The sequence below is a fragment of the Xanthomonas maliensis genome (genome assembly GCF_009192945.1).
GTDB lineage: Bacteria > Pseudomonadota > Gammaproteobacteria > Xanthomonadales > Xanthomonadaceae > Xanthomonas > Xanthomonas maliensis.
The window spans coordinates 1-11429 of the sequence record NZ_NSET01000107.1 but is presented as its reverse complement, the minus strand read 5'-3'; the positions used below and the strand labels follow the sequence as shown (position 1 = coordinate 11429).

At 63.5% G+C, this 11429-nt stretch carries 7 protein-coding genes and 2 pseudogenes; 5 read left to right on the top strand and 4 right to left on the bottom strand.

Translation table 11 applies throughout. The annotated features are described in order from the left end of the window. Positions 1-99: 99 nt before the first annotated feature. A pseudogene (locus CKY51_RS23020) lies at positions 100-213 on the bottom strand (transposase); the annotation flags it as partial. 77 nt (positions 214-290) lie between these two features. Between CKY51_RS23020 and CKY51_RS21955 the strand changes: the two are divergent. After that, positions 291-676 (top strand): annotated as a pseudogene (locus tag CKY51_RS21955) (transposase); the annotation flags it as partial. A 229-nt stretch (positions 677-905) separates the two neighbouring features. On the opposite strand, the gene CKY51_RS21950 reads toward CKY51_RS21955, so the two are convergent. From CKY51_RS21950 to CKY51_RS21940, 3 genes are all read right to left on the bottom strand, one after another. Then, entirely contained in the window at positions 906-2543 is a 1638-nt protein-coding gene (locus CKY51_RS21950; protein ID WP_152250025.1) for an anti-phage dCTP deaminase, read from the bottom strand. A 563-nt stretch (positions 2544-3106) separates the two neighbouring features. Further along, on the bottom strand, positions 3107-5794 hold the full coding sequence (gene aceE, locus CKY51_RS21945; protein ID WP_152250023.1) for a pyruvate dehydrogenase (acetyl-transferring), homodimeric type: 2688 nt from the start codon (positions 5792-5794) through the stop codon (positions 3107-3109). A gap of 515 nt (positions 5795-6309) precedes the next feature. Next, a complete protein-coding gene (locus tag CKY51_RS21940; protein WP_022972646.1) occupies positions 6310-7305 on the bottom strand; it encodes a glycosyl hydrolase 53 family protein in 996 nt (331 codons plus the stop codon). Between the two features lie 270 nt (positions 7306-7575). On the opposite strand from CKY51_RS21940, the gene CKY51_RS21935 reads away from it, so the two are divergent. From CKY51_RS21935 to CKY51_RS21920, 4 genes are all read left to right on the top strand, one after another. Then, positions 7576-9537 (top strand): SpoIIE family protein phosphatase, encoded by a 1962-nt coding sequence (locus tag CKY51_RS21935; RefSeq protein WP_152250021.1) that lies wholly within the window; start codon positions 7576-7578, stop codon positions 9535-9537. Positions 9538-9584: 47 nt separating this feature from the next. Then, on the top strand, positions 9585-10016 hold the full coding sequence (locus CKY51_RS21930; RefSeq protein ID WP_022972648.1) for an ATP-binding protein: 432 nt from the start codon (positions 9585-9587) through the stop codon (positions 10014-10016). Next, positions 10013-10432 carry an STAS domain-containing protein gene (locus CKY51_RS21925; protein WP_022972649.1) on the top strand — a complete coding sequence of 140 codons (420 nt, stop codon included), beginning with the start codon at positions 10013-10015 and terminating at the stop codon, positions 10430-10432. The genes CKY51_RS21930 and CKY51_RS21925 overlap by 4 nt, the downstream gene beginning before the upstream one ends. A gap of 97 nt (positions 10433-10529) precedes the next feature. After that, positions 10530-11153 carry an HAD hydrolase-like protein gene (locus tag CKY51_RS21920; protein ID WP_022972650.1) on the top strand — a complete coding sequence of 208 codons (624 nt, stop codon included), beginning with the start codon at positions 10530-10532 and terminating at the stop codon, positions 11151-11153. Positions 11154-11429 lie beyond the last annotated feature (276 nt).

Here is an 11429-nt window from a genome sequence, read left to right as displayed (position 1 = left end):
CGATGATCTGTGTCTCGGTGAACTTCGATGTGCGCATGGAACCTCCTGACTTGGGAACGATGCCAGAAAGATCTACTTATGCGGTGTCTGCGGATCGGGGGAGCTTACGGTGACACCCAGTCGCTCGGCGACCTCTGCCACCTTGAACCCACGATCGGTCACTTGCCGGACCGCCTCGATCTTGAACTCATCCGTATACCGCTTGCTGCTCATGGACACCTCCGAATCAGCCATTTTCCATGGCCTTGAGATGTCTAGGAAACCCTGGGCGTATCAGCAAAATTGCGAGCATGACACTTCGCAAAGAGATCCCCATTGCGCTGTGGAAGCTCATCGAACCACTGATTCCGCAAATAAAGCGCTCGCCCAAAGGTGGACGACCGCGTATCAGTGATCAGCAAGCCCTCAACGGCATTGTCTATGTCCTGCGGACGGGTATCCCGTGGGAGGATCTGCCTGCGGAACTGGGGTATGGCAGCGGCATGACCTGTTGGCGCCGGTTGCGTGATTGGCAGACTGCCGGTGTGTGGCATCGTCTGCATCAGGTGTTGCTGGCCGAGTTACGTCGCGCCGATGTGCTGGATCTGAGCCGAGCCAGTCTAGACGCGGCCGGTTTACGCCCCCCCCGCGGGGGGGGGGGGCGTAAACCGGGCCAAACCCGACAGATCGCAGCAAAACTCGGCAGCAAGCCCTCTCCGACGAACTGCTCACCAGTATTCGCCTTCATCTACAGCAACAGCGAGTCCTGGGCCACGACGCCTTCCGCGCAATGGTCCAAGCCAAGACCCACCGCTTTGCGGGCTTCAGGCCCACCCATCGGCAACGCACCCCGAACACCGCCGACTGATAAGTTAACCTGACCCCGTTATTCTCCCTGATAAGTTAACCTGACCCCGTTATTCTCCCTACTCCTCGTTATCCAATCCCATCCCGGTCTCGTCAAGGTGCTCCACAACTCGGGATTCGAGTGCCGGATACGCCTCGAGGTATTCTGGAATTTTCTTAGATGCAGACCGACCAACCCACTTCCTACCCTTCCCGTGCGCGTCCTTCCTAGTCTCGGCAAAGAAGAGATCCATGTATCGGCGCGGTGAGACACCCTCAAAGTGAAGAAATGCGACTTTTCGATGTTTGGTTCTATCGGCATCTAGCCATTCGCTTAGGGGAACTTCCTGATCGACATCATGGCTGATTGCGTCCGAGTGAAGCTCGGTCGCCAAGCTCTTTTCGTAGGGCTCTATGAAGTACACGGCCCTTATGCCCGCAGCAACTATATGTCTTGCGCAGTTATGACAAGGATATGTTGTGGTATAGAGAACAGAATCCTGGGATGTTCCCTGACCGGTCCTACCCAGATTGACAAGAGCGTCCATCTCCGCATGGACCGCACGAGAGAACTCAATGAGATCTTTAAGCCTTGATTCTCCGCGTATCTTTCTAGAAATTATCGAAGCCAACTCCTTTGACTTGGATTCAAAACTGGGGACCCCGCTGTCTTTTAGAAACTCTTCGAGGTCAGGGAGTATCATCACCCCAATTTCTGCACTGACCTTATTCTTCTTCTCATCATTGAAGCAGTTCCCACCCTTTAGGTGGATGCAGCGATGATCATCGGGCTGTAGACTTTCTCTATACAATCCGCCACCACCACGAGGAACGTCATTGCAACCCATTGCGATGAGCTTCCCCTCGCGATCTATAATCGCAGCACCCACCTGTCTCGACATACAAGCTGAGCCCAGGCCCGCGGAGAAGGCAGCGTACATACCCTGCTCGTGGATCGTAGGAGTTACAGACAGATCGCCATGGACGAGACGCAGGAAACGATCAACTGGGCCCTTGATCGCCTTGGTGTTCGAGCTTGAGTTTCGGACGAAGAAATCCGCGAGCTGGAGGGTCTTCTCTAGATTCTGCCCATGACTCATCCCTTCCTTCCGATCACGCTCCATTAGCGACTCTGCATCTGTTACAGAGAGTCCCTCGGTCTGCAGATTCCTCTTTCTCTGATCCGAACCGCAAAGCGTTCCGAGCAGGTAAAAATTCTCTCTATAGACGGCCCTAAGGAGAGACACCTCGCTTGGATTCTTGAGTTGATCAATTAAATAGACGACCCTACCGGGCACCACGTCTTTGATTTGGCCCTTGTTTTTCTTCGCGCGATCTAGGGAGATATGCCGAACGGCGAGCTGCGCCAGGACATCATTCCCCTTACTGTCCCTCAGTTTATTTCCCAGATCCTGCAGCGTCCTGTACCGACTGGCTGCAGATGCAGATTCTTGCTCAGTGGGAGTGATAGCCAGCTTGGACGCGGCTTGCCTGATGAGGTCGCTAAGCTTGATTCTCTCGATCGAGTATCCAAGGCCAAGCAGTTCGTTATCAACAAGGTCGATGACCTCTTTGACTCCCGCCCCGATCGGGCCACTGAATGCCAGGACCAGCTCCTTGGAGGCAATGCCATCCAAGATATCCTTAAGCGATCGTTTGGGATCAAACTTTTGCTCGTCAGATGCGTCCGACGCAACAAGCGTTAGTGCAGAATTCATCGCCCCCTCCCTGAGTAATAAGGGGAACGGTAGACCTTGACTGGAGCTTAATCAAGTGCGCCAAAATTTTGGCAAAGTTTACCCATTTACAACAGTTTTAAAGAGCGCTCATTCTTGGCGTCGATGGCACCAATAGCACACCCTAAATGCGCCGGAGACTGCGCGCATATTCCATTACTCGCAGATAGGCGTCGCTATCCTCCCGCTTTTCTGCAGAGGATCTACGCGAGGATATACACGTCACTGGAGCGAGATGTGCGTGCGCCTGCCTGGCAGGCGAGGGATCCTGCACCGTTGCGGCTGACGGACGCCCATCAATATCACGATTGGCTTCGAACGAAAACGAAAGCTGCCCATCCATTGCCCCCTCCTTCGCCTGCGCCGACATGTCCCCTGCTCCAGTCTGGTACCTAAGACTAGTTTAGCCAGCAGCCCAATGAAGACAAGTGCCGGTACCGTCAAATTTTGGCTTTAGTTTGCAATAATTTGACCCGAAAGCGTTAGCTAGAAGTTAAGGCTGCGTGACGTCAGCCGGGAGCGCGGGGCTCCCGGCTAAAGGCCACTCAAACCCCCACAGGATTCGCCTTCTCAGGATCAATCTTGTACTGCTTGATCGCCCGGGCCACATCCTTCCCCGTCATCTTGCCGTCCTTCGCCAGCGCCGCAATCGCCGCATGCGCGATGTAGTACCGATCCACCTCAAAGAACCGGCGTAGGTTCGCACGCGTATCCGAGCGACCGAACCCATCCGTGCCGAGGACGCTGTAGGTCATCGGGACGAAGCTGCGGATCTGGTCGGCGAACAGGCGCACGTAGTCGGTAGCGGCGATCGCCGGGCCCTGGCGGCCTTCCAGTAGCTGGGTGACGTAGGGCTTGCGCTGTTGGCCTTCCGGGTGCAGCCGGTTCCAGCGCTCCGCATCGAACCCATCACGGCGCAGTTCGTTGAAGCTGGGGCAGGACCAGATGTCGGCGGTGACGCCGAAGTCCTTGTCCAGCAGTTCCGCGGCGGCAATGGCTTCGCGCAGGATGGTGCCGCTGCCCAGCAGTTGCACGCGCAGCTCGCCCTTCTTGGGCTTGCCGGCGTCGGTGAGCAGGTACATGCCCTTGATGATGCCCTCGGCCGCGCCGTCCGGCATGCCGGGGTGGGCGTAGTTCTCGTTCATCAGGGTGATGTAGTAGTACTCGTCGATCTGGTCTTCCATCATCGCCTTCATGCCGTGCTGCATGATGACGGTGACTTCGTAGCCGAAGGTCGGGTCGTAGCTACGCACGTTGGGGATGCCGCCGGCGACGAGCTGGCTGAAGCCGTCTTCGTGCTGCAGGCCTTCGCCGTTGAGGGTGGTGCGGCCGGCGGTACCGCCGAGCAGGAAGCCGCGGGTGCGCATGTCCGCCGCCTGCCAGGCGATGTCGCCCACGCGCTGGAAGCCGAACATCGAGTAGTAGATGTAGAACGGCAGCATCGGCACGTTGGACACCGAGTAGCTGGTGCCGGCGGCCATCCACGAGGCGATCGCGCCCGGTTCGCTGATGCCTTGCTGCAGCACCTGGCCGGTCTGATCTTCGCGGTAGTACATCAGCTGGTCGGCGTCGACCGGCTTGTACTTCTGGCCGAACGGGGCATAGATGCCGATCTGGCGGAACATGCCCTCCATGCCGAAGGTACGCGCTTCGTCGGCCACGATCGGCACGATGCGCGGGCCCAGTTCCTTGTCGCGCAGGGCGATGTTGAGGCTCTGCACGAAGGACATGGTGGTCGAGTAGGTGCGCTCGCCGCTGTCCTTGAGCAGGCGGTCGAACTTGTCCAGCGTGGGCGCGACGAACGACTTGCTGGCCTTGGTGCGGCGCTGCGGCAGGTAACCGCCGAGGGCGCTGCGGCGCTCCTTGAGGTACTGCACTTCCGGCGAATCTTCGCCAGGGTGGAAGAACGGCACCTGGCCGTCTTCCAGCTGCTTGTCGCTGACCGGGATGTTGAAGCGGTCGCGGAAGTGCTTGACCGCGGCGTCATCCAGCTTCTTGGTCTGGTGGGTGGGGTTGAGCGCCTCGCCGGCGCTGCCCATGCCGTAGCCCTTGACCGTCTTGGCCAGGATCACGGTAGGCATGCCGGTGGTGTTCACCGCCTGGTGGTAGGCGGCGTACACCTTGTGCGGGTCGTGGCCGCCACGGTTGAGGCGCCAGATGTCGTCGTCGGACAGGCCGGCGACCATGGCCGCGGTCTCCGGGTACTTGCCGAAGAAATTGGCGCGGGTGTAGGCGCCGCCGAAGGCCTTGCAGTTCTGGTATTCGCCGTCGACGGTTTCCATCATCAGCTTGCGCAGCACGCCGTCGCTGTCCTTGGCCAGCAGGGCATCCCAATAACCGCCCCACAGCAGCTTGATGACGTTCCAGCCGCCGCCGCGGAACACGCCTTCCAGTTCCTGGATGATCTTGCCGTTGCCGCGCACCGGGCCGTCCAGGCGCTGCAGGTTGCAGTTGACCACGAAGATCAGGTTGTCCAGGCCTTCGCGGCCGGCCAGCGCGATGGCGCCGAGGGTTTCCGGCTCGTCGCTCTCGCCGTCGCCGATGAAGCACCACACCTTGCGGTCGGACTTCTCGATCAGGCCACGGTTCTCCAGGTAGCGCATGAACTGCGCCTGGTAGATCGCGCCCAGCGGGCCCAGGCCCATCGACACGGTGGGGGTCTGCCAGAACTCGGGCATCAGCCAGGGGTGCGGGTAGGAGGAGATGCCCTGCCCGTCCACTTCCATGCGGAAGTTGTCCAGCTGCGATTCGCTGATGCGGCCTTCGAGGAAGGCGCGGGCGTAGATGCCCGGGGCGCTATGGCCCTGGATGTACAGCAGGTCGCCCGGGTGCTGGTCGCTGGGGGCGCGCCAGAAGTGGTTGAAGCCGACGTCGTACAAGGTGGCGCTGGAGGCGAAGGAGGCGATGTGGCCGCCCAGGTCGCCCGGCTTGCGGTTGGCGCGCACGACCGTGGCCATCGCGTTCCAGCGGATGATGGAGCGGATCTTCCACTCCAGCGCCGCATCGCCCGGGCTCTTGGCCTCGTTGGCGGGGGAGATGGTGTTGACGTACTCGGTGGTGGGCGAGAACGGCAGGTAGGCGCCCGCGCGGCGGGTCTGCTCAACCATGCCTTCCAGCAGCTGATGGGCGCGCTCAGGGCCTTCGACGTCGATGACGGCCTTGATCGATTCGAGCCACTCCTGGGTCTCGAGTGGGTTCGGATCGTTGTGCAGCACTTCGTTCAACCAGTTCATTAGCGCTCCCGGGGGGACACACCCACGGGTGTGTCGACATCGTGAATTCGTGAACCCCCAAGTGTACCGCAGCCACCTCTTGCCAATCCTCGCTACGGTGGCGTATGGAATGGGACGCTGTTGTGCGCTCGGTTGGGCACCGGTGCCAGCTGGAACCACGGTATGGCGCAGCGGGCGCTGCCGGCGTACGACCAAAGGATGAGGGCCAGCGGCAGGCGATGGCCGGCCGCTGCCGACGGAATGGAGCGATGCGCCTGTCCGTAGGAGCGCACCTGGGCGCGAGAGGCTTTATCGGTAACGCCTGTCGCGCCCGGGGGCGCTCCTACGGGATGGGGTGGTCTGTGGTGCGGCCAAGGAAGATCCCCCGCGGCGGGGCGCGCTTGTAGGAGCGCACCTGGGCGCGAGGAGCTTTATCGGTAACGTCCTGTCGCGCCCGGGGGCGCTCCTACGGGATGGGGTGGTCTGTGGGTACAGCCAGGAGATCCCCGCGGCGGGCGACGCGGGGGGCGTGCTGGTCAGAACGCTTGCAGCGCTTCGGTCAGTTGGCCGTCGTTGTTGACCGCGCCCAGCGTATAGCCCTGCCAGCCCGGGTAGGCGTCCGGCTCCCAATAGAAGACGCCGAGCACGTGGCTGCCGATGCTGCGGCTGCGGCTGAGCAGGTCGCTGAGCATGGCGTGGGTGGTGGCGGCCTGCTGCCAGTCCATGCCGACCTCGGCCACGATCACGTCGCTGCCGTAGCGGGAGATCATGTCGCGCATGTTGGCGTCCAGCAGGCTGTTCTTGGCCGCCCAACCGCTGGTGGGCGGGTAATGCGACATGCCGATGACGTCCCACTTGCCGCCGGCGGTGCGCAGGTTGTCGAAGAACCAGCGGAAGGTGGCGTTGTCGTCGCCATTGGCCAGGTGCAGGATGACCTTGGCGCCGGGATACACGGCCTTGGTGGCGGCGTAGCCGTTGTTGATCAGCTGCGCCAGATTGGCGAAGTTGGGCGTCTTGCCATCGTTCCACAGCATGCCGCTGTTGATCTCGTTGCCCACCTGCACCCAACTGACGGTAATGCCGTTGTCCTTGAGGTATTGCAGGATGCCCTGGGTATGGCTGTAGACATCGGTATTGAGCTGGGCGAAGGAATGGCTGGCCCAGGCAGCCGGCTTGGTCTGCTTGCCGGGGTCGGCCCAGCTGTCGCTGTAGTGGAAGTCGATCAGGATGCGCATGCCCAGCGCGGCGGCGCGCTTGGCCTTGTCCAGGGTGTCGCGGCCATCGTTCCAGCCGCCGTCCGGGTTGACCCACACGCGCAGGCGCACCGCATTGCCGCCGACGCCGCTGAGCAGTTTGAAGAAGTCCGTGGGGTTGCCCGCGGCATCGCGAAATACCTTGCCGGCGGCCGTCTGCTGATTGATCCAGCTGACATCCGCGCCCTTGGCCAGGCTCTGCGCCTGCGCGCCCAGGCTGACCATCAACCAGACCATCCCCACGAGCAGACCACCGTAGCGCCGAGCGAACAGCTTCATGCAACCCTCCTGGAGCGATGGATGACGCCTGACGGCGCCGGATCGGATGTCCCCCTGCAACACGTGCCCTGGCAGAACCTGCCCTGGCAGATGGCGGCCGCGGGGCGGAGGCGATTCAACCATGCGTCACGCGAACGGTCGCGCTCGCCAGCGAAGTTGTGTGCTCGCCGTGCCGTTGCTGCGGCGACGATGCGGCAACGACCGCCGTCATCGCACTGGCACCTGCGAAGTGCCATGATCTGTTGCGCATAGCGGCAAGGAGCCCACGCGATGACGGAACCGCCCCTGCCGGCCCGCCCACGACGCTTTCCCTGGCGTCGCAGTCTGCGCACGCGCGTGCTGCTGGCGGCCACCGGCGTGCTGGTGGCGTTGCTGGCGGTGTTGGGCACGCTGTTCTATCTGGGCGCACGCGCCGAGTTGGTGGAGGCCGCGCGCACCGAGGTCGACGGGCTGACCGAGCAGACCGCGCGCAGCCTGGCGGCGACGCTGGATTCGGTGCAGGTCAGCGGGCGTACGCTGGCCGCGAGCAGCAGTGCGGTGGGCTTGCAGCCGTTCAACCTGCGCGCCTTGTTGCTGGCCACGCTCAGCGGCGACCAGGATATCGGTGCGGCCCGCCTGATCATCAATCCGCTGACGCAGAAGGCCGACGATCACGGCTTTCTGTGGGAGGTGGCGCGCGATGGCCTGCAGGTGCGCGAGGCGTCCGTCGCGGACTTGGACTATGACTATCGCAGCATGCCGTGGTACCTGCGCACCCAGCACGAGGGCCGGGCCTGGTGGTCCGAGCCCTACGTCAACAGCCACGCCGGCGGCGCGCTGTACGCCAGCTACCACCTGCCGATGCGGCGGCCGGGCGATGCGCCCGACGCAGTGCCGGTGGGCATGGTCAGCGTGGACCTGCCGCTGGCGCATCTGCGCCAGATCATCGACCAGCTGCCGCGCAACATCGACATCCAGCCGATGCTGCTGTCGCCGGAAGGCATGCTGGTGTTCAGTCCGGACCCGGCGCTGAACATGCGCCGCTCGCTGGACAGTTACGTGGCGCGCATGCGGCCGGACCTGGCGCCGCTGCGCGATGCGGTGGCGGCCGGGCAGCCGATCTCCTTCCGCCACGTGGCGCCCGATGGCGAGCGCTTCCTGACCCACAGTGCGGCAGTGGGCCGTAGTGGCTGGACGTTCGCGCTGTCGGCATCGGAAGACTACGTGCTGGCCGGGCTGAACTGGCTGGTGGCCTGGTTGGCGGCGGGCGCGGTGCTGGGCACCTTGGCATGGTGGTGGCTGATGGGGCGCATCACCCGCAAGCTGACCCGCCCGTTCGAGGAACTGACCGATACCGCGGCGCATTTCCGCCGTGGCCAATTCGATTACCCGCTGCGCCATATCGAACGCCACGACGAGGTCGGGGTGATGGCGCGCGCCTTCGACAGCGCACGCGATGCGATTCGCCACCACATCGCCGAAATCGGCGAGATGACCGCCGCGCGCGAACGCATGCAGAGCGAGTTGCAGATTGCCCGCGAGATCCAGCAGGCGATGCTGCCGCCCGGACGCACCTTCGACCGCGCCAGCTCGCATCTGGAAACCTGCGCCTGGCTGGAACCGGCCAAGGCGGTGGGCGGGGATTTCTACCACTTCGTCGAAACCGAACCGGGCCTGCTGTGGTTCGTGGTGGGCGACGTGTCGGACAAGGGCGTGCCGGCGGCCTTGTTCATGGCCCGCGCGGTCAGCGTGCTGGAGATCGCCGCACGCCGCTACACGCGCCCGGACGGCATCCTGATCGCCGCCTCCACGCGGCTGGCCGAAAACAACGACACCTGCATGTTCGCCACCGTGCTGTGCGGGCTGATCAATGTGGTCAGCGGCGACTACTGGCTGGCCAGCGCCGGCCACGAGCCGCCGGTGCTGATCGATACCGATGGCCATGCCCGCCCGCTGCCGCTGGCGACTGGCGCGCCGCTGGGGATCGAGCCGCAGGACGCCTACCCGGTGCTGCAGGGCCGCATGGAGGCCGGCCAGACCCTGCTGGGCTATACCGACGGGGTCACCGAGGCGATGGACGAGGGCGGCGCCAGCTATGGCCTGCACCGCTTGCTGATGGCGGTGGATGCGCGGCGCAGCGCGGCGACCCAGTGCGAGGCGGTGGTGGCCGACATCGCCCGCTTCACCGGCCAGGCCGACCCCTATGACGACATCACGCTACTGGCGATCCGGCTGCGGCAGGAGCATGCTTAGGGCGTCGATCACGCTGACCGGGAATCCTCCGGGGAGGCAACGCCGCCATGAAGCTCGACCTGGCCATCGCACCGTCGCTGGCGCAGCTCGCCGGCGCCAACGATGCGCTGGAAGATCGGCTGGTGCGCGCCGGCCTGCACGCCGAGCGGATCGGCCAGGTGCGCCTGATCGTCGAAGAACTCGGTTGCAACGCACTGACCCACGGCCAGTGCCTGGATCAGCCGCTGCAGCTGCAGCTCGAATTGGATCCGCAAGCACTGGTGCTGGAACTGCGCGACCCCGGCATCGCCTTCGATCCACGCAGCGCGCCTGTGCCGGATCTGGATGTGGAACTGGAGGAGCGCCCCATCGGCGGACTCGGCCTGTTTCTTGTGCATCAGTTCGCTGATCACATCGATTACCACCGCGATGGTGCATACAACGTTGTTCGCGTCACCTTGCTGCAGCCCTACGCTCCTGTTCCTGAGGCATTGCCATGACCACGCTCACGATTCAGATCGATCCGCCGCAAGACACTCGACAACGCATCCTGCTCAGTGGGCGATTGGACACCCACACCTACCAGGAGCTGGACGCGGCGCTGTCGCCACTGCTCGCCACCCGCATCAGCACCCTGGTGCTGGACCTGGCTGGGCTGGAATACATCTCCAGCGCCGGCATCCGCAGCCTGTTCAAGGCGCGCAAGGTGCTGGCCACGCGCGACGGCAAACTGCTGGTGACCCACCCACAAGCGCAGATCCGCAAGGTCTTCGAAATGGTCAAGGCGGTGCCGGTGGGCGACGTCTTCGCCTCGACCGCCGAGCTGGACGCCTATCTGATGACGATGCAGCGCAAGGTGATCGAAGCGCAGGAGCAGGAACCGGCGCCCAGCGGCATGCAGTTCGCCGGCACCTGAACCGCACCACCGGCGCCCGCATCCGCCATTGCGTGTAGGCGGGCGATGGGGCATCGACGCCGGTACGCTTGCGCGCCTGTCCCCATCGGCGCGCTGCATGCCTGCACTGATCATCTTCGACTTCGATGGCACCCTGGCCGACTCGTTCGGCTTCTTCCTCGATAGCCAACGGGCGCTGGCCGCGCGCCACGGCTTCCGCGCGGTGGAGGCGCACGAAGTCGACGCCGCCCGCCGCCTCAGCACCCGAGCGCTACTGAAGGCCTCCGGTCTGCCGTTCTGGCGCGTGCCGCAGGTTGCCGCCGATTTCATCGGCCTGATGCGAGCCGCACCGCCGATGCCACTGTTCGCCGGCATCGCCGAAGTCTTGCACGCGCTGCATGGCCAGCAGATCCGATTGGCGGTGGTCTCATCCAACGCAGTGGAGAACGTGCAACGCGCGCTAGGCCCTGCGTTGAGCGAACGCTTCGAACGCATCGAAGGCGGCGCGCATCTGCTCGGCAAGCAACGCGCACTCCGCCGTGTCCTGCGCAGCACTGGCGTGCGTCCCGACCAAGCCATCTATGTCGGCGACCAGGTCGCCGACTGGGAAGCCGCCCAGACCGTCCGCCTCCCCTTTGCCGCCGTCGCCTGGGGCTACGCCCACCCCGACGTCTTCCAAGGCCTCCCGAACACCCGCCTGCTCGAACACGTCACCGACCTGCACACCCTGACCCACCCCTAGACCACCCATCGCACGCGCAGCCACCGCCTTCTGTCGCTGCCCGCTCTTGCCGTCTGCTCTTGCCATTCGCTCTTGCCGTCCGCTTCTACAGTCCGCTTTTGCCGTGCTTTTGCCGTGCTTTTGCCGTTGCTCTACCCATGTCGCCTTAAAGCAAGCCGAGCACCGCAGTCACGTGCGGCCGAAGAGGCGCCCTTGTTTGAGCGAAGCGAGTTTGGGCGCCGTGCCGCACGTGGCGAGGAGCGCAGGGCACCGGCGCAGCTTTATCGCGCCGGATTG

Excerpts from the sequence above, each read along its gene's own strand:
- CKY51_RS21950 (WP_152250025.1), bottom strand. The coding sequence starts at position 2,543 with ATGAATTCTGCACTAACGCTTGTTGCGTCGGACGCATCTGACGAGCAA.
- aceE (WP_152250023.1), bottom strand. The coding sequence starts at position 5,794 with ATGAACTGGTTGAACGAAGTGCTGCACAACGATCCGAACCCACTCGAG.
- CKY51_RS21940 (WP_022972646.1), bottom strand. The coding sequence starts at position 7,305 with ATGAAGCTGTTCGCTCGGCGCTACGGTGGTCTGCTCGTGGGGATGGTC.
- CKY51_RS21935 (WP_152250021.1), top strand. The coding sequence starts at position 7,576 with ATGACGGAACCGCCCCTGCCGGCCCGCCCACGACGCTTTCCCTGGCGT.
- CKY51_RS21930 (WP_022972648.1), top strand. The coding sequence starts at position 9,585 with ATGAAGCTCGACCTGGCCATCGCACCGTCGCTGGCGCAGCTCGCCGGC.
- CKY51_RS21925 (WP_022972649.1), top strand. The coding sequence starts at position 10,013 with ATGACCACGCTCACGATTCAGATCGATCCGCCGCAAGACACTCGACAA.
- CKY51_RS21920 (WP_022972650.1), top strand. The coding sequence starts at position 10,530 with ATGCCTGCACTGATCATCTTCGACTTCGATGGCACCCTGGCCGACTCG.